This window comes from Ruegeria sp. AB9, assembly GCF_056542585.1.
Genome location: NZ_JBQGAA010000005.1, coordinates 45,601 through 71,929, shown reverse-complemented (window position 1 = coordinate 71,929; position 26,329 = coordinate 45,601). Strand labels below are relative to the sequence as shown.

Genomic DNA, 26,329 nt, shown 5'->3' with positions numbered 1-26,329 from the left:
AGCACATCTATGCCCCTGAAACTTTGTCAGCTTGCGTCCTTATGCCAGAGGATCGAAGCCCAGCTCAGTCAATTGCGCAAACAGCAATCCGGTATCGTCAAGGATAGCGTTGTTGGCGTCCGCCTCGATATTGTCAGGCGTCAGGTCTTCAGCCTGTATGCCGACAATGGTTGTGACGTTGCCGCCATTGCCCAATACCTCGATTTCAAGATTCCCGTCCACTTCACGAATGCCGACTTGTTCAGCGGTCAGGGCGTTGAAATCAAAACTGTCATTGGCTTTGTCGAAGCCTTCGATCCGGGTTTGAGCGCCCCAGTTCCAGTCGATCTCGACCCGGTCAGCCTCAAGCCCAAGCATCACACTGCCGTCCGGGGCAGGTCCATCCTGAGAAGAACCCGGTGTTTGCTCGGTTTCGTCACTTGACCCCGAAGTCTCATAGACACTGCCAGTCAGATCACCGGCCCGGGTCTGGAAACCGTCGGTCGTGTCACCTTCGGGCGCTTCAGGGGTCAGCAGGTCAGTGCGATCCACCAGCGTGACATCGTTCTGGTCGAACCCGAAGGGCGTTTCCAGATTATCCTCCATCACCTGATCGAAGTGGAATTCGACCAATCCCGGCACCAGATCAGCCTTGGACACACCGGTGAAGGTAAAGCTCTGCCCGCTTGGCAGGGTCGAAATCACTAACCCGTCGGATGTATCCTCGACTGACAAGCGCTCGCGCGTTCCGAAGTAGAGAAAGCTGATCTTCATCGATGTGGGGTCGAAATTGTCGATCACTTCGGACCTACCATATTCATGGCTGCGGATATAAACGGTGTCGTTTTCGCGCGCGCCAACGCCTTGTTCCCACGAGATCACACCACCCATGTCCTGCCGGAAATGTTCGTTGCCGACGATGCCGAAACTGTCGATCGTGACATCCTGATAACCGACGCCCTGAACAATCTGGGCTGCATCGGACCATGGGCTGTCAATCACGATCTCACCGGCCTCGGATTTCGTAATGATCATTCCGTGAACCGAAGTTCCGCCGAAATCCACCTGATCGATTGCCGCGTCGAAACCGGTAATATCATCAGCGTTGCTGTCCGCCCGGAAGATACGGCCACCGGTGTCAGTGCTGCCGGTCACTTCGGGCGGGTTCGAACCGTCCGTATCATAGCTCAGTTCATAACCACCGGTATCAGGTGCTGAGATGTCCTGCCCCAGCACAGTGGCAATTTCATTCTGAACATCCTGTGTGCCGGCCGAGAAGTTGGCAATCGTCAAATCTCTCAGGCCAATGCCGGTGAACACCGTCTGCGTTGTCACGCCATCCACTGTTATGCTGATGCGCACAGTCATGCCGAGGGCATCGCCGGACTCCTCGAAAATCTCGAAATCGCTTGCTGCAACGGACGGGTCGATCTCGATGACATCGCCCATGGCGGGCAAGAAACCATTGATCACTTGCGCTGGGCTGCCATATCCGATGGTCACGTGCATATGCGTGTGCGTATTCCCGTTGCCGTCACCTTCGTGCCCATCATCATGATCGCCATCAACGTCGATCAATGTGGCCAGCTCGTTTCGGGTCGATGCATCCAAGGCGTGGATGTTTTCCGCTTCGAGCATGGCCAGTGTCACGCCCTGCAAAGTGATGGATTGATTGTTCGAGGGAACCGAAATGACCACTGAACCGCCGGCCTCGGAAAATTCAATCGCATCGGCACCGATCCAGTCGATGAAAATGGTGTCACTTGCCGGGTCGAACCCCTGAACGACGGAGTCATTGCCCCATGTCCAGGTGACCACAATATCGGCGTTTTCGCCAGTGATCGCCGGATTGTCGAAGGCGCTTGCTGACCCATTCGGGTTGGGGGTCGGGTCCGGGTCCGGATCGGGCGAGGGGTCGGGATCTGGACCGGGTTCCGGATCCGGGGCAGGGGTGTCGTTGCCAATGAGGCTCAGAATCTCCTGTGCGGCGGTACTGTCGAGGATGGTGAAGTTATCAGCTTGCAGATCGGCCAGAGTTACCCCGACCAATGTCAGCGACTGCTGGTTAGACGGCACTGAAAACACTACCGATCCATCGGTTTCGGTAATGACCAGATCATCGGCAGAAATCCAATCCACAAATATCGTATCGGTAGCCGGATCAAAATCGGTAATCTGGGCGTCGGCCCCATAGGACCATGTAATCACCACGTCGGCGCTGTCCTTGTCGACATTGGCCGTGCCATCGGGCGCGCCGCTCTGGCCGGCGTCCACGCCGGCGTTATCACCAGGCGTGGCCAGACCTTCGTCCCCGGTCTTGAGGTCTTCGAAATATGTGATCAGTTCTTCGACGGATGGGCCGTCATATCCTCCGAACTGGTTGATGTATTGCAGGATTGAGGTGCCGTATTCGTCCGTCGAAGTCGCGCCGCTCAGCAACAGGTTCAAAGTTCCGTGGGGCCCGCGCAAGTGGGAAGCAGCAAGTATGCCTGTCAGGGACAGTTCCACCGTTACGACTGAGCCGGTTGCATCAGTGTATGTTACGGTTTGCCCGATAAAATCAGACAGGCTCTGGCCTGCATTCTGCAATCCGTTTTCAATGATTTGAAGGTTGTGGCCGAAAGCTTCCTGAATGGCGACGGTCTGGGCCTCTTCAGTCATGAAATCTTCCAGAGAGTTCACGCCGTTCTTGCCAGTCCATATGCCGTCCCAGGTATTGGTCGCTGCCCCATTGCCGTAAAACTGATCGTCATCGTAATAGCCGAGGTCAATCAGCAGCGCCTCACCAAACTGAAAGCCGACAAACCCCAGTGAGTTCATCGACCTGTAGGCCATGCTTTGCCATTCCTCGTCGCTCAAATCGCCCCAGCTGCTGTAGTCGGGAAAGAAATCAGTGACGGTTCCACCGGCCCAGCTGTTCAGCTGCCAGTCCTGGATGACGCCGGATTCGTAACGATCCCGGTCCCAGCCAGATTCGAACGCCAGAAGCGCCGACAGAAAATCGGTAAATGTTCCATTGGACATCTTGAGTGTGCTTTCATCTTCAGGTTGATTTTTCACGCGTGGTGAATGCGTAGTTAGCAACCCTTGCACACATTTCATGTTGGCGGCCTGCCAATCTTTTTAGAAAACCCGCCAGAGGCATATTTTTCGCAATTTATCGCTTGTTTCTAAATGATGTTTTGGCGGATCTCGGCGTATTTCCCGTCCATCTTTTGTAGGCTTGAGTAAAGCTGCTCTGATCACAGAACCCGCAAAGATGAGCGATCTCGATCAAAGTAAGATGCGGGTCCCTCAGGAAGGCTTGCGCAAGTTTGAGTTGCGAAATTCTGATCAAATCGCGATAGCTTGTGCCCTCGTCGCGCAATCGGCGATTCAGTGTACGCTCGGACAACCCAAGTTCCGCCGCAACATCCGACAGCCGGGGGCGACCTTCGGCCATACCGTGTAACAGCTGTCGCTCGATCTTCTGGGCCAGTGTCGCTGGGGCCGGGCGGGTTCTGCTCAGAAGTACTTCACCATAACTGGTCAGGTGGCCCAGAAGCTGTGTGTCGGGGTTGCGTATCGGTGTGGTCAGGTTCGCGGTTGGAAACCGCAGATAGCTTTCAGTCGAATTTAATACGACCGGGCAACCGTATATTGAGGCAAGTTTCTGCTGGCCGTGTTTGCGCGAATTGCCCAACCCGACTTGAGACGCCAGTTTTGACGAACCCGTCGCCGTTCTGAAAGCACCCAAAGTTGCCCCCAGCGCAAATTCGATAAAATGGGCATTTAGCCTCAGATCGGGTTCAGAACTGTAGATGATGAAGTCGATATGTTCAGAAGCCTTGCGGAGCTCGACACGAGCCTGAGGGCGAGCAACCGGCGTAAAACGCTGCACATGGTGGACGGCGTCACTCAGGGTCTTCGAGTTGAACAGAATATAGGTCAGCAAAGCACTGTTGCGCGGATCAAGCGCCATGCCGGTTTCAGCCCCTGCAAACGGGGAATCGAGATGGACTGAAAGAAAATCCAGAATGATCGCTTCGGTTCCTCGCGGAACCGGTGCGCCGATCTGATCCAATGCGTCATGGGGCAGGTTCGCTGCAGCCAGCGCTTGGACGGAATGATCTGACAAGTGAGGCAGGGACAGGATCGAGCGAACCCAGTGGTTGGGTACTTGATCTGCAGGAGAAAGCTCCGTCAAAACGCACCATGTCCAGGGCAGGCGTTTCTAGAGCAAATGCGAAAGTTATCTAATTGAGTGTGCAATATCTTTTTCATTTAGTTCGCCTGCCATTCGTGTAACAGCGAAAGGGATACACCGGGAAGGAACCATATGAAAAGTACATCTCAAGATGCATGAGACCACAAGCGGCGCATAGGCGCTTGTGACAGGTTTAGCGCCGGCCAAACACAAGCGCTTCCCTCAAGGAAGTGCCGGCCAGCTTCGACCAATCAACACGCAGTACTGAAGTACGCACTTGGGTGGTCGAGAATGAGACGCCCGGAGACGCCCCATACTCAGCATTTTTAGCTCCGCATATTCGCTCCATTGGCGTCATAGAGGGGCCCGCCCAGCACTTCGGCATCGTAGAACGAACCCAGAATTTCGACCTGAAGCCTGGTTCCCGGTACCGCGCTTTCAGTGGTGATGTAACCCATGGCCATCGACTTGCCGACGCGATGGCCGTAACCGCCGGACGAGACATAGCCAACCGCTTCGCCATCTTTCAGGATGGCCTCGTCGCTCGAGACGTCGATACCGTCAACATCGATAGTCATGGTAACCAGCTTGCGGGCAACGCCGTCTTCCTTGATTTTCAGCGTGGCGTCCTTGCCGACAAAGTCTTTCTTCCAGTGGATGAAAGCATCCATTCCGGATTCCACCGCGTTGAAATCGGGACGGAAATCGGTGGTCCAGACGCCCCAGCCTTTTTCCAGACGCAGTGACATCAGGGCACGAGCACCATACCAGCGATAGCCCAGATCAGCACCAGCCTCTTCAATCGCCTCGGCCAAGCGCAGCAGATATTGTGGACGGCAGTAGATCTCAAAACCCAGTTCCCCCGAGAAGGAAATGCGGTTCAGGATTACCGGTACGCCTCCGACAAAGGTCTGGCGCAGATCGCGAAACTTGAGCGCGTCAGCGCTCACGTCCTCACGGGTGATACGGGCCAGCAGTTCTCGCGATCTCGGGCCGGACAGCGCGATACCGTGCCAGTCGTCCGACACGTTGGAATAGGTTACTTCCGTGGGCAGGTCCCTCTCGAACCAGCGACGGTGTGCGTCCTGCATCGCGCCCGAACCAAACAGCATGAAGTGATCCTCGGCCAGACATGCAACCGTCAGATCTCCATATAGGCGGCCCTTTTCGGTCAGCATCGGGGTCAGTGTCAGGCGACCAGGTTTCGGAACGTAACCGGCCAGCGTGCGGTTCAGGTATTCACGGGCACCTTCGCCCCTGAACTCATGCTTAGCGAAGTTTGCGATCTCGATGCCGCCGACGGCTTCTTGTACTGCCTTTACCTCGCGCGCAACATATTCGCGGCTGCGGTTGCGCTCGAATGTCGGGGTTTCATATGCATCTTCTGGTCCATCAGCGAACCACAACGCGTTCTCCAGCCCAAAGCCCTGACCCATCAGCGCGCCGTTGGCGACCAGCCGGTCATACAGGGCGGTGGTTTTCTGCATCCGGCCCTTTGGCAGCGTTTCGTTCGGGAAGGTCATGACGAAGCGGCGCTCGTAATTTTCCGAGGACTTGATGGTGCCCCAGTCGGGTGTCGCGAACTCGCCAAAGCGGGCCACATCCATTGCCCAGACGTCGATTGAAGGCTCGCCGTCGATCATCCATTCCGCCATGGTCAGGCCGACGCCGCCGCCCTGACAGAAACCGGCCATGACGCCCACCGCAACCCAATAGTTCTTCATCCCCGGAACCGGGCCGATCATCGGATTGCCATCCGGGCCAAAGGTGAACGGCCCGTTGATGGTGTCCTTGATGCCGGATTCACCTATCGCGGGGATACGTTCAAAGGACATCTCCAGCCGGTCGGCAATGCGATCGAGATCGGGTTGCAGCAGTTCGTGGCCAAAATCCCAAGGCGTGCCGTCAACTTTCCATGGGGTCGATTTCGGCTCGTAGGTGCCCAGTAGCATACCGTGGCGTTCCTGCCGGAAATAGATATTCGCCTCATAGTCGATGCCTGCTGGCAGGCGACCGGCTTCGCCCATGATCTCCATGCGTTCTTTGATCAGCGGGATTGAGTCCGTTATCAGATAGTGGTGTTCCATTGGCTGTACCGGCAAGTGAACGCCCTGCATATGTCCGACCTCTCGCGCCCAGAGACCACCGCAATTGACGATATGTTCGGCATTGATAACACCCTTGGGTGTGGTCACATCCCAGCTGCCGTCGGGGCGCTGGTTGGTGGCCGTGACGGGCGTGTGAGTGAAGTAATGGGCACCATAATGGCGCGCAGACTTGGCAAAGGCATAGGTGGCGCCTGATGGATCCAAATCGCCATCCTGCTCGTCCCACAGAGCTGCGTAGTAGTGCTTGGGATCGATTAGCGGATGACGCTTGGCCAGTTCTTCGGGGCTGATGAATTCCTGATGCAGACCCATATAGCGCGCTTTGGACCGCTCGCGTTTGAGGTAATCATACCATTCCTTGGTCGAGGCGGCGTAGAAACCGCCAGTAATATGCAGGCCAACCGAGTGGCCGGACAGTTCCTCGATCTCTTTATACAGATCGATGGTATAGCTTTGCAGGCGTGAAATGTTGGGGTCTGAACTGATCGTGTGGATCTGACCCGCCGCATGCCAGCTTGAACCGGACGTCAGCTCATCGCGTTCCAGCAGTACGGCATCTTTCCAGCCGAACTTGGCGAGGTGGAACAGGATCGAACACCCAACTACACCACCGCCGATCACGACAACCTTGGCGTGGGACGGCAGCTTTTTTCCAGCCGTGCTTTCGTCTTTTTGAATCTCAGGCATGAGAAATCCTTCTTAATTCACAGGCACCGGTGAAAGCGGTCGCCTTTGGTCTCGGTGTTTACTTGTCATTGGGATGTTTGCCGGTGTCGTCCGAGGATCAGAATCCCTAGTACCAGGCATCCGGAATTTCCTCTTTCCGACGACTGACATAGGCGGCCAGTTCTTCCTTTTTGGCCTTATCCATCGTCGGTGGCAGATATTCGTTCAGCATCTGATTCCAGCGTTCATAGGCCCGGCGGCGCATGTCTTTGGAACCACCTTCTTCCCAGCTCTCAACGTTTTCACTGTCAGACAGCTTGGGTTCATAAAACGCAGTCTGATAGTTGCGCATGGTGTGGGCGCAGCCCAGGAAGTGACCCCCTGCTTCGACTTCGCCATAGGCATCGCGGGCGAAGGCTTCGTCGCTCGTGTCCAGGCCCTGGCTCAGAATTTTCTGGTACGAGCCCAGTCGATCAGCATCCATGATCAGCTTTTCGAAACCGGTGCACAGCCCACCCTCCAGCCAGCCAGCTGAGTGCAATACGAAGTTTGCACCGGACAGCATCGTTGAGTGCATGGAATCTGCGGATTCATAAGCGGCTTGTGCGTCCTCGATCTTGGATGCGGTCAGTGAACCGCCACAACGCAACGGTAGCCCCACGCGTCGGGCAAGTTGCCCAATGGCATAGTTCGAAATCACTGGCTCGGGCATCCCGAAAGTGGGTGCGCCTGATTTCAAAGACATCGAGGACAGGAAGTTACCCAACACGAAAGGTGCGCCGGGGCGCAACAATTGCACATAGGCGCAAACCATCATCGCTTCGGCCATGGCCTGCGCAACGCTGGCCGCTGTGCTGACGGGGCCCATAGCACCGGAAAGGATAAAAGGTACTACAATCATACCCTGTCCGCGCGTTGAATACACACGAGCCGCCTCGGTCACCACTCGATCCACCAGCAACGGCGAGTTTGTGTTCACATTGCCCATAATCACGCAGTTTTCTTCCATAAAATCAGCGCCAAATACGATCTCGGCCATATCGACACTGTCTTGCGCGCGGCTCATCTCGGTAATTGCACCAAGATGTGGTTTGTCGCTGAGCGTCATATGCGTGAACAACATGTCCAGATGGCGCTTGCTGACAGGGACATCGCAAGGCTCGCATGTCACGAACCCACCGTGATGCAGATTGGGGTGCATATAGGTCAGTTTGACCAACTTCTCGAACGACTCAATGTCGCCGTAGCGGCGGCCGCCCTCCAGATCGCGGACGAAAGGCGCGCCGTAGACCGGAGCAAAAACCTGATTTCCATCACCAATGACAACCGACCGATCCCGGTTGCGTGCGATCTGAGTGAACTTCTTCGGAGCCTTGGCGCACAGGTCGCGAATCCAGCTCGCATCAGCCCGCACAATGTCGCCTTCGATCCGGGCACCTTCACGACGCCACAATTCCAAAGCTTCGGGATCATCCCGGAATGCGATGCCAACCTCTTCGAAAATCCAGTCGACCTGGGCTTCGAGGCGCACCAAGTCCTCTTCCCGCAGAGGATCGAAAAAAGCCAGTTTGCGCTGGACATACGGGGACGCCGGAACTGATCCGGCCTCTGTGCTGCGTAAACGGGACTGTCGTGCGCGTCGAGCCATATTGAGCCACTCCTCGGGTCATTTGAAACGGCACAATAGCCATCTGAAACCGGTTCGTGACGGTTGAAAAAGATAATGTTTTGGATAAACACAGGTTATGCATAACCTCTGGAAACACGTATCTTCTTCTCGCCATCTCGTGTATTTCGAAGCCGCAGCTCGGCTTCAGTCGATCACGCGTGCTGCGGACGAAATGAATGTGAAGCAGCCAGCAGTCAGCGCCGCCATCAAGCAGCTGGAAGAGTCACTGAGTGTTTTGTTGTTCCGACGGGAACACAAGAGGATCACGCTGACCTCTGCGGGCTCAAAGCTTTACTCGGATGTGTCACGGTCGTTCGATCAAATTCTGGCATCGGTAAACTCGATCAAGCAGTTCACCAAGAATGACCATGTCACTTTCAATGCATCATCCGGGTTTAATTATTATTGGATGATGCCGAAACTTCAGCAGTTTCATTCGGCCTATCCAGATATCGATCTGAGGCTGCAGTCCAGCGACCGGGAGCCCGATATCGATTCCGAGAACATAAGCCTCGCTATACGCCGCGGTTCGGGGCAGTGGGACGGGTACAACTCAGAGCTTATTTCCAAGGAAATCATATACCCGGTTGCCAGCCCTGCAGAAATGGCCGCAGCAGGCCCTCTGACCTCTGTGCGGGATTTGTTAGGTTGCAAGCTGATTCATCTGGAAGAGCCCGTTCGTGAACGCCCAAGCTGGAATCAGTGGTTCGAACATTTCGATGTGACCGAGGCTCCTCCGATTTCGGGGCTTCGGTTGAATGACTATGCGCTTGTTCTGCAGGCTGCCCTGTCCGGTGAGGGTTTTGCTTTTGGCTGGGATCACCTGACGGCGCCGCTAGTCCAAAGGGGGCTGCTGGCTGCACTGGACCAATGGAAATGGGAAACGGGACTTGGGTTCTATCTGGTTTGGTCGGAAAACAGACCACTTGTTGACACCGCGAAACGGGTGAGGGACTGGGTTCTGCTCAACAAAGACGTTTCAGACTGACGGCCATTCTGGTGCAGTGCCCTATTTATTTCGGCCACTCTGAAACACGATTGGATTAGGGTCAGGCCTCATAGCCAATAGATGACCAAAGCTGCGAAAGCGGTTGCTGAGAGGAAGACATTGGGACACCTTTCGTACCGCGTTGCCACGCGGCGCCAGTGCTTGAGCTTGCTAAACGTGATTTCAATGCGGTTGCGGCGTTTGTATCGGCGCTTGTCGTATTGGATTGTTGTTTTGCGTTGCTTCCGGCCCGGGATGCACGCGCGTATCCCTTTGTCTTGCAACGCTTCCCGGAACCAGTCGGCGTCATAGCCGCGATCCCCGAGCAGCCAATCTACCTTTGGCAGGCTGCCAACGAACGCCCGTGCGCCGATGTAATCGCTGACCTGACCAGCGGTGACAGACAGGTTCAGAGGCCGTCCTTGACCGTCGCAGACGGCGTGTAGCTTGGTGTTCATACCACCTTTGGTAGACCCCTTTCGGCAGCATCCTTCGGATGCGCCTGTCGAGCAGTTGATCAGGCGGCCACGCCCCCTTTTTGTGACGCCCAGACTGGACGCCGTGCGATGCGCTTTGAGATAAGTCGCGTCAATCATGGTCGTCTTTTCCTAACCATGATCAGCCGCCAAACCAATCAGCATCTCGGCAAAGATACCTTTATCGCTCCAACGGTTGTAGAGCGTCTTGTGACGTCCGTATTCTTTGGGCGCATCACGCCAACGTAACCCGTTGCGATTGAAGAAGATAATACCGCTCAAGACCCGCTTGTCGTTTCCACGAGTCCTGCCATGGGACTTGGGGAAGAAAGGTTCAAGACGCGCCATCTGCTCGTCTGCCAGCCAATAAAGGTCGCTCGTGTCTTCGCTCCGTGTTTGGAGCAGTGAATCACGCCGAAAAGTGGAAATCAATGCATCCTGACCCTAGCAGCTTGCAGCGACAAATGTGTCGTTTGCAGGCCAACTTGTCGTAAACTTGCTAGTGACACACAAAACAGTAGGTGAAAAAACTGTATGAGCTGTCTGTGTATTCCCAATCGTCTGGATCGCCGTGCCACCGGCTGTGATCTGGTAACGCCGCGCCGGTAACTGCCCTGAGGGGCGTGCTGCTTGCCTGCTTTCAGACGACAATGGAAAACCAAATGACAACCGCTCTGCGCCTCGCCATCGATATCGGTGGCACATTTACCGATACAGTTTTGGTCTCGGGTGATGAGACGATACTGGCTTCAACCAAAACACTGACGACGCATCAAAACCCCGCCGAAGGTGCCATGGAAGGCGCGCAACGCGTCATGGCGCAATCCGGACGGACGATGGAGGAAGTCACCGGCTTTATTCACGGTACGACTCTGGCAACCAACGCGCTAATCGAACGGCGCGGTGCGGTTGTGACGACGATTTGCACCGAAGGGTTTCGCGACATCCTCGATATCGGGTACGAGCGGCGGTATTCCCAGTACGATATCAACCTCGAAAAGCCGGACATGCTGGTCCCGCGCGAGCGTTCTCTGACGATCCGCGAACGCATATCAGCAGAAGGCGACGTGCTGCTTGAACTGGATGAGACGCAGATCGACAGGTTGCTGACTGAAATCGACGTCAGCGGGGCCGAAGCGGTGGCAATCTGTCTGATGCACTCATACGCCAATCCGGCCCACGAAAGACGCCTGCGTGATCTTCTGGCAAAACACCGCCCGGATCTGACAGTATCAATTTCGTCCGATGTCAGTCCCGAAGCACGTGAGTTTGACCGGCTGTGCACCACCGTTGCCAACACCTACATCCAGCCTCTGATGGAAAGCTATCTGACCCGGTTCGTAGATCAGTTCGCGGCAGAGGGTGTGACCTGTCCGATCCTGATGATGACGGCGGGTGGTGGCATGTGCACAGTTGAAACTGCCGCGCGTTTTCCCATTCGACTGGTCGAATCCGGCCCCGCGGGCGGTGCAATTTTGGCCGCCCGTATTGCGGCGCAGTCGGGGTTGGACCAGGTCCTGTCCTTCGATGTGGGTGGCACCACCGCCAAGCTTTGCCTGATCGACAGGGCGCGTCCGCAGACGTCCCGCTCGTTCGAAATCGCCCGGGCCGCACGGTTCATCAAAGGATCCGGAATGCCGGTGCGTATTCCGGTGATTGAGATGATTGAGATCGGCGCGGGCGGGGGCTCAATTGCGGGCGTTGACCGTCTTGGGCGTCTGACCGTGGGTCCCAAATCGGCAGGATCGGAACCCGGCCCGGTCGCCTTCATGCGCGGCGGTACTGATCCCACAGTGACAGACAGTGACATCACTTTAGGATATATCGTACCGGACACCTTTGCCGAGGGGCATATCAAGCTTGATCCTGACGGGTCCAAGGCCGCCCTGACGCGCGTGATAGGTGAAAAACTGGGACTTGATGCGATAGGCGCGGCAGATGGCGTCAGCTGCATCGTGGATGAAAGCATGGCCAGCGCCGGGCGCATGCACGCGGTTGAAAGCGGCAAAGACCTTGGTCCTCGGACCATGATTGCCTTCGGAGGCAATGGCCCTCTGCACGCCAGCCGCGTCGCGCGGTCAGCAGGGGTGTCGCGTATCGTTATTCCACCCAACCCCGGCGTCGGCTCAGCGGTTGGGTTTCTGTTCGCTCCGGTCTCGTTCGAGATCGTCCGCTCGCGTTATTCCCTGCTCGACAGCATGGACATGGATGGGGTGAATGCCCTGTTTGACGCGATGATAGCCGAGGCAAAAGAGGTTGTCGCCCAAGGGGCAGGGGATGCCCCAACCGAAATCCTGCGTACCGCTTTCATGCGCTATAACGGTCAGGGGCATGAGATCGAAATTACCCTGCCGGATCGTGCCCTGACACGCGAAGATATCGCGCCACTGACAACCGCTTTTGAAGAGGAGTATCGCAAACAATTCTCACGCCCGGTTCCGGGGATGGAGATTGAGATTCTCAACTGGGCCGTTCGGGTCGCTACGCCGGACAGCGCCGTGCCTGCGGTGCCCCAGACTCCAGACCGAAATACGTTTAATGTTTCTGAAACGCGACCGATCACCTGCGATGTGGATGGTACAACGAAAGAGGCCGCCTTTGTCGCCCGCGCTGACTTGACCCCCGGCGACTATGTGCCGGGGCCTGCGCTGATCCATGAACCACAAACCACCACGCTCGTTTCTGTCGATTTCTCAGCCCATATGGATGCCATCGGCAACCTCGTCTTGATCCAGGATCAGAAAGGAGGCGCAAAATGACTGCTGATCTTTCCCCCGCCCGCCTGCAAGTGATGTGGAACCGTCTGCTGGCCGTGGTTGAAGAACAGGGCCAGACCCTGATCCGTGCCGCCTTTTCACCTATCGTGCGTGAGTGCGGCGACATTTCCGCCGGGATTTTCGATGTGAATGGACGGATGCTGGCGCAGGCCGTGACCGGAACGCCGGGCCATATCAACACGATGGCTGAAGCCGTCCTGCACTTGCGCGGCCGTTTTGCGCTGCAGGACATGAAACCCGGCGACATCTACATGACAAATGACCCGTGGCTTGCCTCGGGGCATCTGAATGACTTCCTGCTGATGATGCCCGCATTCAAAGATGGCAAGGTAGTGGGCTTTACCTCCTGCACCTCGCATCTGGTGGATCTGGGTGGTTTGGGTATGGGGCCGGAGGGCTCGGATATCTATGACGAAGGGCTGCTGATCCCGCCCTGCAAACTGGTCGAGGCCGGGACGCCCAACGCTCTGCTGATGGACATCATCCGCGCGAACTCGCGCGAGCCTGTGGCGAATGAAGGCGACATTTACGCCCTGATTGCCTGTTGCGAGGCAGGTGTGAACCGTCTTGTCGCAATGATGGACGAGTTCGGGATCGACGATCTGGACACGCTGGGCAGCTATATCATCGACACCTCGCGCAAAGGCGCGCTGGAGGCGATCGCCGAAGTGCCTGAAGGCGTCTACAAAAACGTGCTGCGTATGGACGGATATGAGAGCGAGTTGGAGCTGCACGCGACGATGACCGTCACCAAAGACGGGATGCACGTGGATTTCACTGGCACGTCGGGTTGTTCAAAAAAGGGCATCAACGTGCCTTTGAACTATGCCACTGCCTACACGGTCTTTGCCCTACGCTGCATCGTTGGGCCGGATATTCCAAACAACGCAGGGTCACTGGAGCCTTTTACCGTGGACGGCCCCAAAGGTTGCATCCTGAATGCTCAACGCCCTGTGCCGGTTGCGATGCGACACACACTCGGGCAAGTGACACCCGATCTGGTTTTGGGCTGCCTGCACCAGGCTCTGCCGGATCAGGTGCCTGCCGAGGGTGCATCCTGTATGTTCGATCTGCCAATGCGTCATGCCCCCGAAGTCGCGGCCAATGGCGGGCGGGAGTTTGCCATCGAACCTGTCCACAACGGAGGAACCGGCGCACGACCCCATGCGGATGGGCTTTCGGCCACCGCCTACCCCTCGGGTGTCTTCGGATCGCAGGTCGAGATCACCGAAAGTGTTGCCCCGGTCGTCATGTGGCGGCGCGAGTTGTTGCCGGATTCCGGCGGAGCAGGCAAATATCGCGGCGGGCTGGGTCAGCGGATTGAGATGACCTCCTCCAACAACGCGCCGTTCATCGTATTCCTGTCAGTCGAGCGCCTCAAATTCCCGGCTCTGGGACGTATGGGCGGGCAGCCTGGCGCGCCGGGACGAATACGGTTCCGCGATGGCGACAGCGATATTCCGGGCAAGGGCGAATTGCGGGTTGAAGGCGATGACTACCTGATCTTCGACACCCCCGGGGGCGGTGGCTTTGGTGACCCGTCTGAGCGTGATCCAGACGCGCTGAATCTGGACCTGAAGCGCGGTTTGGTTACCGCAAAAGGCGCCAAGGCATACGGAGGTGCATCATGATCCGAGCCGTAGAACACGTCCGCGCCATGGCCGCCTATGCTCTGGCCGATCTGGGCAGGCCGGGTACGGTTTCTCTGGCCCAGAATGAAAGCGCTTTTCCGGCGAGTCCCTCGGCGATTGAGGCGGGTCGGGCATCGTTGGTTCAGATGCCGCTTTACCCCGACCCCGACTGGCCCGAGCTGCGCGCGGCGATTGCAGATACACATGGAGTATCAGCCGACAACATCCTGTGTAGCGCCGGTTCGATGGAATTGATCGGTTGTCTGATCCGCGCCTTTGCCGGGCCGGGCGATCGGGTATTGGGCACCGATTACGGCTATGCCTATGTAGCCTCGGCAACGGCGCAGGTGCAGGCGGACTACGTTAAAGCGCGCGAGATCGATCTGACCGTGTCGGTCGATGACATTCTTGCCGCTGTCACGCCCGAAACGCGGATCGTTTTTGTTTGCAACCCGGGTAATCCGACAGGGACTCTGATCCCGAATGCCGAGGTAATTCGCCTGCGTGGCAACCTCCCGAGTGATGTGTTGTTGGTGGTCGATCAGGCCTATTCCGAATTCGCTGATCAGGATCAGGACCCCGCTGAAATCTTCGCGCTCGTCACACGCGGAGATACTGTGGTCATGCGTACCTTTTCCAAGGCCTATGGGCTTGCTGGCGCGCGCGTGGGTTGGGGTCTGTTCCCGCCCGATATCGCTGTTGAACTGCGCAAGCTGCTAAACCCCAATAACATATCCATTGCGTCTCAAGCGATGGCAACAGCCGCTGTGCTGGATCAGCCGCATATGCGCGACACAGTTGTCAACACCGCCACCATCCGGGACCGTTTTGCCGATGGGTGCAGGGCTTTGGGGCTGCTGGTGCCGCCCAGCCACACCAATTTTGTCCTGATCCGTTTTGCCGATGCCGAAGCAGCCCAAAAAGCAGATGCTGCGCTTCGGGCCGAAGGTTTGCTGATGCGTGGAATGGGCGGATACGGTTTGGATGATTGCCTGCGCGCGACGATTTGCGACGAAGCAGTAATGGAGCGCTGCTTGGCCGTTCTGAAAAAGGTGACGTCATGACTCACGAGACCCGTACACGGGCTAAAATTGGAGTGTTGGTGCCTTTCACCAACACCAACCTTGAAGCCGACATGATGCTGATGCGCTGCCCGGATACGACGGTACATTTCCAGCGCATGGGCGGCTATGATGTGGACGAGATCCCCGGATCGGATCAGATGGCCGGTCTTGGCGCTTCGGACATCGGCCACGACCTGAAGATGATCTCGGGCGTGCGGCCCGATGTGGTTCTCTATGGGTGCACATCGGCCACGCTGACCCACGGCCCCTCTTTTGACGACCAACTGGCGCAGGATATCAAGGCTGGGTCTGGTGCGCTGTCCTTTACCGCTGCCGGGGCACTGGTGAGTGCGATCAAAACGTTGGGTGTGGCCAAAGTCGGGTTCTCTTCACCCTATCTGGGTGAAATCAACACGCAAGCGATGGAGTTTCTGGCTGAAAACCAGATCACGACCGTCAAATGCGCCGATATTGGGCGTGAACTTGGGAACTACGGGCAAGGGGAGCTGACCCCGGACGAAGTGTTTGACCTTGCCGGTCAGGCCGACCACCCCGAGGCTGAGGCCATCGTGCTGAGTTGCACTGACATGCGCGCGGTTGAAGCCGTAGGCAGGATCGAATCCGCTCTCGATAAACCGGTTGTGACATCCAATCAGGCCCTGATGTTTGCCTTGATGCGAGCACTCGGCCTTCCAAAGCACAAGAATGTTCCGGGGCGCTTGTTTGATCTGCTGTAAGTGAAGGCAGGGCTATGAGCCCGGCTATTTTCTTTAAGGTTCGTCTGAACCGATCTCTTCCTTGCGTTTGGTGATATAAGCGTCCAGCTCTTCACGGATCGCCGGGTCCATAGCTGGGGCCTCGTACTCCCGCAGGGCCTGCTGCCAGATCTCGGTTGCCCGGTTCAGCGCGGTCTTGGACCCGGCAGCTTCCCAAGCGCCGTGGTTCTGCCAGTCGGATAGCATCGGCGCGTAGAAGGCAGTTTCATAACGCTCCATCGTGTGTTCAGTACCAAAGAAATGCCCACCGGTCGGGACGTCCTTGATGGCTTCAAACCCCAGCTCGCTGTCGTCAAACTTCATCGGTTTCAGGAATTCCGTCATATTCTGGAGGATCTCGACATCCATGACCAGCTTCTCATAAGAAGCGGTCAGCCCCCCTTCAAGCCACCCGGCAGCGTGATAGACCAGATTAGCCCCGCCCAAAACGGCGCCCCACGTTGCCATCATCGTCTCATAGGCAGCCTGCAAATCGACCACGTTCGAGGCATTGGCGTTAGAAGTGCGATAGGGAATGCCATAGCGGCGTGTCAATTGTCCGCTGATCATGTTGGCCTTGGTGTTTTCCGGGGTGCCAAAGGCCGGTGCGCCTGATCGCATATCCACATTCGAGGTGAACGCCCCATACATCACCGGCGTGCCGGGATTGACCAACTGGGTCAGGGTCACGCCGAACAGCGCCTCGGCATTCTGTTGCGCTAGAGCGGCAGGCAGCGTGACCGGCGTCATCGCCCCCATCAAAGTGAAAGGCGTGATCGTAACCGGCTGCCCGTGCTCGGCCATGGCGATCAGCCCATCCCCCATCGCGTCATCGAACAGGCGCGGCGAGTTTACGGAAATGATGGTGATCACGCCCGGATCCGCGCGCATCTCTTCCAGCGTCATGCCACGCGCGATGGCCATCATGTTGATGCCGTCCATGGCCCGGCCCCGCCCAATCGCGGTTGCGTGGAAGCTGAGGTCGCTATACGTAAGGTTGGCGTTGTAGGTGTCCAGATGTCGGTTGTTTGCGGGCATTTCCTGCGGCGCCGTCACCTGATTGCCGATCAGGTGGATCGCGTTGAAATGATGGGCCAGTTTGATGAAGTTGCAATAATCTTCATAATTGCCCGGACGTCGCCCGTTGATACAGTCGTGTACATTCGGCGGACCAGCGACGAGGCCGAAATTGACATTGTCGCCGCCCAGCGTGATCTGCTTTTCCGTATTGCGCCCGGTCAGTGTAAATGTCTTTGGGACAGTTTTCAGTGCCTGGTTGACGATGCTTTCGTCGATGCGGATGGTCTTGGTGTCGCGATCCACCAGCGCTCCGGCCTGTTCGAACAGGTCCATCACATTGTCGCCCATGACGCGAATGCCAGCCTCGGACAGGATACGCATCGAGGTGGCGTGCAGTTGATCCAGTTGCTCCTCGCTCAGCAATTCCATCTTTGGCGCTGAGTTGATAACGTTTTGCCACGGCAACTGCTGGATTTCCGCGCTTGCCCGTGCGCTTTTCCCGCGCCGGCCGCCGCTCCGGGATGTACCGCGTCTGTCTCGTGGCATTTCAGTATCCTCGTTGGGGATTGACGATGTTTGTCAGCGCTTCGCCCTTGCGATAGCGCCAAAGGTTGTCCGAGAACATCTCAACCGATTTCAGATCCCATCCCTCGTAAACGGACGAGCAGTGCGGCGTGACGATCACGTTGTCAAAGCCCCACAAAACATGGTTTGCGGGCAGCGGTTCTATGGAAAAGACATCAAGCGCCGCGCCGCGTAAGGCACCGGTTTCCAATGCGTGCACAAGCGGAGCTTCGTCGATCACGCCGCCCCGCGAAACATCGACGATCACCGCGCCCGGTTTCATCGCCGCAAAGGCCCGTGCATTCACCAACCCTTTGGTACTGTCCAGAAGCGGCACGCAGACAACAATGAAATCCGCACGTGGCCAGAGACCTGGTAATGCCTCCATGCCGTGGACCTCATCCACATTCGGTGTGTCCGTGGGACGGGCCCGGACGCCGATGGTCGTCAGGCCCATGGTTTTCGACCGAGCGGCAACGGCCATGCCGGTCTGTCCAAGGCCCAGGATCAGCACTGTCTTGCCATCAATCGGTTCAACCTTGCCTGAAATCCACTCTCGTCGTGTCTGCGCGGCTCTGAATCCGGGCAGATCCAGCGTGAAGTGAAACATCGCACCAAGTGCGTATTGCGCCATCATATCGGCGGCGACCCCGGCGGCATTGGTCACTGTGAACGTGTCCGAATCCCATGGGTTCATGTGATCCGTGCCCGAACCGCCGACTGAGACCCATTTGACGCTGGGTGCATCGATCAGAGCCTGCCTGGGAAAACCGGGCGTGCCAGCGAAGCGAACCGAATAGATAACCTCGGCCTGCGTGTCTTCGATCATCTCCGGCAGTGCATCATAGCTGTCGCAAGTGTGTATCTCGAGGTCGGGATGTCGCTGCGCGAGAACCTGTTTCGAGGCGTCGGGATTGTCGGTATGCAGAATAGTGACAGGGGATTTCACGAAGTGACCTCTTTGTTGAAGTTCTGGGCCGCGATCATGGTCGCATGGGCGTAAAATGCGGTTGAGGAAATATCGCAGAATACGCGGAAGCCTTCCTGATTTTCAGCGGTATCAATGGCATTCCTGAAGTACTGCCCATGCCTTGCCGGGTGCGTCATAAATCAGGGCTCCAAGGCCCGAAAACTTGGACCCCGGTTCGGGTAGTCCTAATACCACGTCGCGAATGGCCTCGGCCCGGGCGGTACCTAGAGACGGCGCGGCAAACTCCATGAATTTCTCTTCTACTTCAGCGTCACCCATCGGAGCCTCGGGTCCGCCCCGTGCATGAACATCGCCGGATTCCAGAACCCGCCCGTCTTTCAGCGTCATGATAACATCCGCAAAACGGCTTTCGGGGAACCGGATTGAGTGCCGCTCGGACTCGGACACTGAAATGCGATCCAAAATCGAGGCCACCAGAGGGTCCGAAAGCCCGGACCCGGTAATGTGCTCAACGCCAATGCGCCCGTATGCAACCATTGTAGCGACGGCAAAAGGCAGCGAATATTGTGCCTTGGACGTGTCGTCAGGCATGCCCTGAAACAGGCAGGCGCTTTCACGGAAGGTGTTGACGTGTATCGCCTCGATCTCCTGAAGCGTCAAATCATGATCGCGCATCAGAGCCCGAGTGGCGTCGATCGCGGCATGGGCCCAGCGGCAGATCGGGTAGGGTTTCACATATTGATGCTCCATCTGCCAGAATTGCCCCAGATCCTGCCAGTAGGGCGCGACCTCATCAGCCTCGATGGTGATAGCAGGGGCTCCGGTAAAGCCTTTTTCGGCCAGCAGGGCCGAGGACATGCCCACCAGCGCGCCCCAGCCCGAACCGTCATGCAGCATGGTCGGATTGGCAATCTCGCGCATCATCTGGCTGCGGGGGCCGTGATATTCGGCAATGCCCATGGCCTGTCGCATCTGGTCAACCGTCAAGCCGCGCAACCGGGCAGCCATGGCAACAACGCCCAACGCATTCCATGCCCCTGAGGTGTGATAATCGCTGACCGTATTATGCAGCGAAATACCCGCCCGCCCGGCAACCTCATAACCGATGGTCACGGCGGCCAGTGCTTCAGGTCCCGAGAAATCGTCGACCGTTTCGGCCAACGCGGCGAGCGCAGGAACAACCGCCACGCCGATATGGCCTTTGGTCGGGTTATACCCGTCATGCCCGTCCAGATTGTCGGTCTGGGTTGCCGCTGCATAGGCTGCACCCGCGGCACTCACGCGGCGGCCGTCAAACAGCATACGCGCAGAAAAAGCCTCGTCACCCGCACCATAAAGGGCCAGCGCACTTTCCCGCGCTATCTCTCCAGCGGCTATAGGGCCTGAGCCGATCGTGATGCCCAGCGTATCCAGCAGCATCCGCGCTGCGGCCTTCAGCGTTGTTTCGGGAAAGTCCGCAGCCGTGCTGCCAAGGGTGAAATCCGCAACTTTTTGAAATGTTCCTGACATGGCCCGCCTGAATGTGTTGAGAGTCCGGATATCGGTATAAGCAGGAAGGGTAGGTGCTTTTCCCACAGGCGGCACGAAAACAATCCTTGGGCAATGGCACCGGATTTTTTGTGGCTGTCTGGTCCTGGGTGTCGCAAACGTGACACTATTCATGTCGCAATAGAACAAGAGGTCGGGTGTTGGGCACCATACTCGAAGTATGAGCCGCCTCGGAATTATACCAATGATGAACCTGCCGCACCTTTCATTTCTTCGCTCCTTTGAGGCTGCGGCCCGCCACCTGAGCTTTACAAGCGCGGCGGAAGAGCTGAACTGTACCCAATCGGCGGTCAGCAATCACGTACGCTCGCTGGAAGAGTTCATCAAGCGTCCGCTTTTTGTGCGACATCCGCGATCTTTGTCGCTGACGGATGTGGGCAAAGCCTATCTGCCGTCTGTGCGCCACGCTCTGCAGGAGATCGACGTGGCGACTCAATCGGTTGTTCTGCGACCACATACCAAAACAGTGGCCGTGTCATGCCCGTTCAGCCTGGCCGAGAATTGGTTGCCTGATGTTATTCAAGGTTTTTCCGAGGCTCACCCCGGCATTTCCCTGACGGTTCACGGCACGATCTGGGAGGATGTCGAGCCGAATGTCTCGGACGTTTCCATCACAATCAATCATGTTGATGACGTGGCCGAGGGCTTGACGCAGTTGTGGGTCGATAAGCTGACTGTGGTCTGCGCCCCTGATTTCATGGTCGGCAATCATCTCCTGACCGATCCGCGTCAATTGCACGACGCGCCGCTGATCCACATTCTGGGTCGACCCGCCTATTGGGAGAAGGTGACCGCCCATTTCGGGCTGGAAGACCTGAACCAAAAAGAAGGGCCACGCACCAACGCTTCGAACCTCGCGCTTGAGCTGGCGACGAAATCTCTGGGGTGTTTGGCGCTGCCGAAGTCGCTGGCGCGACCCTACGTGGATCAAGGCCTGTTGATGGAGCCATTCGATCTGAATCTGGACAGCCCCTGGGGTTACTATGCCAAGCTCAAGGACAACTCGGTAACACCCGCGGTAAGGCAGTTTCAGAACTGGCTATTAAAAGCCGCCGCCGATACGGATGCCTGGCATGGGTGACAGGCTGGATCTGGCGATTTAGGGTTTATGGCCTATGCCTTTTCAGGGCTCTCGCGCTTTGCGCAGAATTTTCGACCGCTTTGCCACGGATTTTTTTGCATGTCTTGTAACAGGAACCATCCTAGGTTCGGCAAAACTCACTTTTGCATACACAACAAAAAAAGCGCCACCTGCCATGAGCCAAATTTCCGAGAGTCTGCTGGAGCAAATCCGCAGACGCTTTGCCCAGATCGATCATTGCCCCGAACAGGGTGAGCGAATCTTTTTCGAGAATGCCGGAGGGGCACTGACACTGAATTCGGTGTTGGACAGCTCGAAACGATATGCGGCAATCCCGGATAACCAGGGGCGCGATAATCCGGGATCCCATGCGCTGGTTGCCACAATCAACAAGGCAAAGGCGGATATGCGGGATTTCATGAACGCACCTGGTGGGCAGTTCTTTGTGGGTGAAAGCGGTACCGAACTGTTGTTTCGGCTGATCATGAACGCTTGCCTGGGAACTGGTCCGGGCGTCGTGTTGGGATCGACATTGGAACATCCGGCTACGCGCTCGGCATGTGATCGTTGGGCCCGCATCGCCGGACAAACCCATGTGTTGATCCCGCATGATGACGCCACTGGCACTGTCACCGCCGCGGCCTATGCCGCAGCCGTAACGCCGGACACCAAAGTGGCAACGATCCTGCATACGTCACCCGTGACCGGCATGGGCGTCGATGTGGCGGCCGTTTCACAAGCCATCCGCGTCGTTGCTCCGGATTGTTTCATAATTGTCGATGGGATACAGCACGCAGCTCATGGCCGGATCGACCTGACCGCCTACGACGTCGACGGCTATGTGATCTCACCCTACAAGGTGTTTTCGCGCCATGGTTACGGCGTGGCTTGGATATCCGACCGGTTGACCGCGTTGGAACATAACGCCCTTCTGGATGGACCTGCGAACAACTGGGAAATGGGCACGCGCGACACTGGGGCTTATGCCACCATGTCCGATGTCGTGTCCTATTTCGAATGGTTGGGCAGTCAGGTCAGCGATGCCAGTGACCGGCGCGGTAAATTCCTTGCGGCGGGTGACGCTATCCATTCGCAGGAAAAGGCACTGACCGATGCCATGATCCACGGCACCGGCAACCTGAGCGGTCTGGCCGAAATGGAAAATGTCACCCTTCTGGGCGGCATCGACAACCCGGCACGTGAGGGTCTGGTATCGTTGCGCGTCGAAGGCGTCGCCTCGTCCGATGTCGTCAAGCGTTTGAACGAACAAGGTATCCGCACGCATCTTCGCAAAGCTGATCACTATTCGGGCAATATCCTTATACCGCTGGGTTATGACGCCTGTGTGCGTGTCTCGATGTGCCACTACAACTCAATTGGTGAAGTCGCCAAATTCCTTGCCGTCATGAAAGAAATCGCCGCCTGAGCCGCGCCATATCGAAGGACACTCATTCATGAAAACCCACGCACAAGCAGTCGTCATCGGTGGCGGTCTTGCCGGTACGTCGATCCTGTATCACCTCGCCAAGCTCGGCTGGACGGATTCGATCCTGCTGGAGCGCGACGAGCTGACCAGCGGCTCGACCTGGCACGCGGCAGCCAACATCCACGGTCTGCATGACAACAACAACATCACCCGTATCCAGCACTATACGATGAACCTGTATAAAGAGCTGGAGAAAGAAACCGGTCAAAGCTGCGGCGTGTTCCAACCCGGCTCGCTCTATCTCGCCCAAACAGAAGAGCGCGAGCATCAGTTGCGCCTGCAAGAGGCGAAGGCGCGGTTTTACGGTCTGAACTTCCACGAGGTTAGCCGTGAAGAGGCCAAGGAACTGCACCCACTGGCACAATTCGATGATATCCGCTGCATCATGTACGAACCCGACGGTGGCAATGTGGACCCGTCCGGAGTGCCTCATGCTTACGCCGCCGGCGCGCGCGCTATGGGCGCTACTATCGAACGGTTCTGCCCGGTCATTGGGACGGACCAACAGTCCGACGGCAGTTGGATCGTGCGTACACCCAAGGGCGATATTCATACCCAATGGGTGGTCAACGCCGCCGGCCTCTGGGGCCGCGAGGTGGCGGCGCTGGCGGGTCTGACTCTGCCGCTGCAACCGACCGAGCACCAGTATTTCGTGACCGAGACGATTGACGAAGTGGCCAATCTGGGGCGTCGTCTGCCTTCGATTGCCGACCGTGACGGCGAATATTACTTCCGGCAGGAAGGTAACGGTCTGCTGATCGGGGCCTATGAGAAAGACATGAAGTTCTGGGCCGAAGAAGGCACGCCGCTGGACTTTGCCCACGACCTGTTCCCCGACGATCTGGATCGGATCATGGAGAACGTGATCCGCGCCACCGAACGCGTACCGGTTGCGGCAACAGCCGGGGTCAAGCGGGTGATCAACGGGCCGATGATCTGGTCACCCGATGCCAACATGCTGTGGGGGCCGGTGCCCGAGCTGAAGAACTACTTTCTCTGTGGTGGCCTGATCCCCGGCTTCTCGCAATCCGGCGGGCTGGGTCTGCTGGCGGCGCAATGGATGATCGAAGGCGAGCCGCAATACGATATGTTCGCCTGGGATCTGGCCCGCTTTGGCGATTGGGCCGATAAGGCCTTCACCAAGGCACGGGTCGAAGACGCCTATACCCATCGCTTCAAAATCCACTTCCCCAATGAAGAGCGCAGCGCAGGCCGGCCGGCCCGCGTGCGCCCCGCCTATGAGATGCAAAAACAGATGGGCTGCGTCTTTGGCCTCAACTGTGGCTGGGAACATCCGCTGTGGTTTGCCGATGAACCCGGAACCGAAGAGACCATCGGCTTTACCCGCCTGAACTGGTTTGACCCGGTCGGGCGCGAGGTGCAGATGCTGCGTGACAGCGTAGGTGTCATCGATATCTCGAACTTTGCCAACTACGTGATCAAGGGGCCGGGCGCTTATGACTGGCTGGATCGTCTGGTGGCCAATCGCGTGCCGACCGAACTAGGGCGTAGCTGCCTGACACCGCTGATCTCGGTTCGTGGTGGTGTGGCAGGTGACTTCACCATCACCAAATTGGCCGAGGATGAATACATGATGATCGGTTCGGGCATGGCCGAACGCTATCATCAACGCTTCTTCAACATGGTTGAGATGCCTGAGGGCACCACGCTTGAGGTCGCAACGGACAGCATCGCCGGGTTCAACATCGCAGGCCCCAAAGCGCGTGAGGCGCTGGCGAGACTGACCAATGCCGATCTGTCAAACGAGGCGTTCCGCTTCATGCGGTCTCAAAGGATCACCGTTGCAGGTGTTGATTGCGTGGCCATCCGGGTCAGCTTTACCGGCGATCTGGGTTGGGAACTGCACTGCGCCGAGGGTGACCAAGTCGCGCTATACACCGCGCTGCTTGAGGCCGCCAAAGAGTGCGGAGGCGGCCCCGTCGGGGGGCGGGCGCTGGGGTCGCTGCGCATTGAAAAGGGCTATGGCTCTTGGGGTCGCGAGTATTCTCAGGAATACTGGCCGCAAGAGGTTGGATTGACGGGCCTGATCAAGCTGGACAAGGATTTCCTGAACAAAGACGCCTATCTGGCCGTCAAGGACAATGCCCCGCGCGAGGTGCTTTCAATCTTCGAACTGGACGTGACCGAAGATGCTGACGCGACCGGTAGTGAGCCGATCTTTACCCCCGACGGCGCGCCGGTGGGTCGGGTCACATCGGGGGCCTACGGCTATTCAGTCGGGAAATCTCTGGCACTGGGCTTCCGCAACCCCGAGGTAGCGCAGCCCGGAGATGAGGTGGTGATCCAGGTGATCGGCAAGCCGCACAAAGCACGGGTGCTGACAGAGGCACCGTTCGACTCACAGGGAAGCAGGCTGCGTTGCTGAATGGAAATTCAGACCAGACCGCGCCTGACGGCAGATCCAAGCCATAGCCGCAGATCTCTACTCGTGATCTGTGGCTATGTGATATGAAACCCGCTGTTGGGCAGTTCGCACCATTCCGATAGCAACTGTGCAATCTGATGGATCGGATCGCCGTCCTCTGCATCTTCTGTTCTGAGGACAGCATGCCATGGAACCGAAATTCCGTCTTTCGTCACACCGGCCCCGACGATACGGCCTTCTTGCAGTGCGGATTGAACGGCCCAACTCGACAGAACACTTGTGCCAAGGTCCGAGGCAACAAGTTCCACGATTGCTTCGGGTAATTCGACAGTGGCGGCCCATTTCGGATAGCTGTCGGTGGGGCGGAACAGCAGGGCGAATTCGCGATCCGGCTCGGGAACTTTTGTATAGGTGATGAAAGGTTCACCAACGACATCGGTGCCTTCAACGTATTCGCGCCCCACCAACCTGTGCGACGGCGGCATGATGTAAAGCAACGGGTCTTCGAACAGTTTTATGCTGCTCAACCCGGCTTGCGAAACATTGCCTGAGGTGATCGCAATATCCAGATGCCGGTTCAGCAACCCGGTCAACGGATCACTGCGCGCACCGGCCATGATCTGAATATCGATACCGTCCGTACGCGACTTCATGAACTTGATGAAGGACGGCAACCAGCGGTAATTGCTGTAGGCTTCGACGGACAGGCGCACGACGTGCTGCACATTTGCATTCATGCGGCGCACGTCCTCTTCGGCGCGGTGAAGATCGGTCAGTATGCGCTCGGCAACGACAGCCATGTAGTCCGCTGCCGGCGTCTTGCGCAGCTTCTTGTGCATCCTGGTGTACAAAGGCACATCCAGTCTGCGTTCCGCCTCGCGCAAGCGATGGGACAAGGCCGAAGGCGTTACCCCAAGTTTCTTGGCCGCATCGGTGATCCGCCCGGTTTCGTTGATCGCCTGAATCAGTTGCAGATGACGCAGATCCAGCAGAGGTTTCATTGGATTTTGCCTG

General features: G+C 57.3%; 16 protein-coding genes and 1 pseudogene. 8 read left to right on the top strand and 9 right to left on the bottom strand.

Going from position 1 to position 26,329, the window contains the following annotated elements; all coding sequences use genetic code 11:
* Positions 1-39: 39 nt before the first annotated feature.
* The 4 genes from ACR0K5_RS13185 to ACR0K5_RS13170 all read right to left on the bottom strand — a co-directional run bounded on the left by ACR0K5_RS13185 (position 40) and on the right by ACR0K5_RS13170 (position 8,587).
* Positions 40-3,003 carry a hypothetical protein gene (locus ACR0K5_RS13185; RefSeq protein ID WP_480630109.1) on the bottom strand — a complete coding sequence of 988 codons (2,964 nt, stop codon included), beginning with the start codon at positions 3,001-3,003 and terminating at the stop codon, positions 40-42.
* Positions 3,004-3,136: 133 nt separating this feature from the next.
* Positions 3,137-4,165 carry an AraC family transcriptional regulator gene (locus ACR0K5_RS13180; protein WP_480630108.1) on the bottom strand — a complete coding sequence of 343 codons (1,029 nt, stop codon included), beginning with the start codon at positions 4,163-4,165 and terminating at the stop codon, positions 3,137-3,139.
* Between the two features lie 326 nt (positions 4,166-4,491).
* A complete protein-coding gene (locus tag ACR0K5_RS13175; protein ID WP_480630107.1) occupies positions 4,492-6,960 on the bottom strand; it encodes a GcvT family protein in 2,469 nt (822 codons plus the stop codon).
* Between the two features lie 106 nt (positions 6,961-7,066).
* Positions 7,067-8,587, bottom strand: coding sequence for a trimethylamine methyltransferase family protein (locus ACR0K5_RS13170; RefSeq protein WP_480630106.1), 1,521 nt, complete (start codon positions 8,585-8,587; stop codon positions 7,067-7,069).
* Between the two features lie 97 nt (positions 8,588-8,684).
* Here ACR0K5_RS13170 and ACR0K5_RS13165 point away from each other — a divergent pair, with 97 nt between their 5' ends.
* The gene (locus ACR0K5_RS13165; RefSeq protein WP_480630105.1) at positions 8,685-9,596 is read left to right on the top strand and encodes a LysR substrate-binding domain-containing protein; all 912 of its coding nucleotides are present in this window, start codon (positions 8,685-8,687) and stop codon (positions 9,594-9,596) included.
* Between the two features lie 68 nt (positions 9,597-9,664).
* On the opposite strand, the pseudogene ACR0K5_RS13160 reads toward ACR0K5_RS13165, so the two are convergent.
* A pseudogene (locus ACR0K5_RS13160) lies at positions 9,665-10,477 on the bottom strand (IS5 family transposase).
* Between the two features lie 257 nt (positions 10,478-10,734).
* Between ACR0K5_RS13160 and ACR0K5_RS13155 the strand changes: the two are divergent.
* Genes ACR0K5_RS13155 through ACR0K5_RS13140 form a run of 4 tightly spaced genes read left to right on the top strand, consistent with a single transcriptional unit; the run spans position 10,735 to position 16,281 of the window.
* Positions 10,735-12,831: a hydantoinase/oxoprolinase family protein gene (locus tag ACR0K5_RS13155; RefSeq protein WP_480630104.1), complete on the top strand. Its 2,097-nt coding sequence runs from the start codon at positions 10,735-10,737 to the stop codon at positions 12,829-12,831.
* Positions 12,828-14,480: a hydantoinase B/oxoprolinase family protein gene (locus ACR0K5_RS13150; RefSeq protein ID WP_480630103.1), complete on the top strand. Its 1,653-nt coding sequence runs from the start codon at positions 12,828-12,830 to the stop codon at positions 14,478-14,480. Before ACR0K5_RS13155 ends, ACR0K5_RS13150 begins: the two co-directional genes overlap by 4 nt.
* Positions 14,477-15,544: a pyridoxal phosphate-dependent aminotransferase gene (locus tag ACR0K5_RS13145; protein ID WP_480630102.1), complete on the top strand. Its 1,068-nt coding sequence runs from the start codon at positions 14,477-14,479 to the stop codon at positions 15,542-15,544. Before ACR0K5_RS13150 ends, ACR0K5_RS13145 begins: the two co-directional genes overlap by 4 nt.
* Positions 15,541-16,281, top strand: coding sequence for a maleate cis-trans isomerase family protein (locus tag ACR0K5_RS13140; RefSeq protein WP_480630101.1), 741 nt, complete (start codon positions 15,541-15,543; stop codon positions 16,279-16,281). Before ACR0K5_RS13145 ends, ACR0K5_RS13140 begins: the two co-directional genes overlap by 4 nt.
* Positions 16,282-16,314: 33 nt before the next feature.
* Here the strand turns inward: ACR0K5_RS13140 and ACR0K5_RS13135 are convergent, their stop codons facing one another.
* The 3 genes from ACR0K5_RS13135 to ACR0K5_RS13125 all read right to left on the bottom strand — a co-directional run bounded on the left by ACR0K5_RS13135 (position 16,315) and on the right by ACR0K5_RS13125 (position 20,323).
* Positions 16,315-17,865: a trimethylamine methyltransferase family protein gene (locus ACR0K5_RS13135; RefSeq protein WP_480630100.1), complete on the bottom strand. Its 1,551-nt coding sequence runs from the start codon at positions 17,863-17,865 to the stop codon at positions 16,315-16,317.
* Between the two features lies 1 nt (position 17,866).
* Positions 17,867-18,832, bottom strand: coding sequence for a D-2-hydroxyacid dehydrogenase (locus ACR0K5_RS13130; protein ID WP_480630099.1), 966 nt, complete (start codon positions 18,830-18,832; stop codon positions 17,867-17,869).
* A gap of 111 nt (positions 18,833-18,943) precedes the next feature.
* Positions 18,944-20,323, bottom strand: coding sequence for an MmgE/PrpD family protein (locus tag ACR0K5_RS13125; protein WP_480630098.1), 1,380 nt, complete (start codon positions 20,321-20,323; stop codon positions 18,944-18,946).
* 223 nt (positions 20,324-20,546) lie between these two features.
* On the opposite strand from ACR0K5_RS13125, the gene ACR0K5_RS13120 reads away from it, so the two are divergent.
* From ACR0K5_RS13120 to ACR0K5_RS13110, 3 genes are all read left to right on the top strand, one after another.
* Positions 20,547-21,443 carry a LysR substrate-binding domain-containing protein gene (locus tag ACR0K5_RS13120; RefSeq protein WP_480630097.1) on the top strand — a complete coding sequence of 299 codons (897 nt, stop codon included), beginning with the start codon at positions 20,547-20,549 and terminating at the stop codon, positions 21,441-21,443.
* Between the two features lie 175 nt (positions 21,444-21,618).
* Positions 21,619-22,869 (top strand): aminotransferase class V-fold PLP-dependent enzyme, encoded by a 1,251-nt coding sequence (locus ACR0K5_RS13115; RefSeq protein ID WP_480630096.1) that lies wholly within the window; start codon positions 21,619-21,621, stop codon positions 22,867-22,869.
* A gap of 28 nt (positions 22,870-22,897) precedes the next feature.
* Complete coding sequence (locus ACR0K5_RS13110; protein WP_480630095.1) at positions 22,898-25,315, top strand: GcvT family protein; 2,418 nt, start codon at positions 22,898-22,900, stop codon at positions 25,313-25,315.
* Between the two features lie 74 nt (positions 25,316-25,389).
* Here the strand turns inward: ACR0K5_RS13110 and ACR0K5_RS13105 are convergent, their stop codons facing one another.
* Complete coding sequence (locus ACR0K5_RS13105; RefSeq protein ID WP_480630094.1) at positions 25,390-26,316, bottom strand: LysR family transcriptional regulator; 927 nt, start codon at positions 26,314-26,316, stop codon at positions 25,390-25,392.
* Positions 26,317-26,329: the final 13 nt, after the last annotated feature.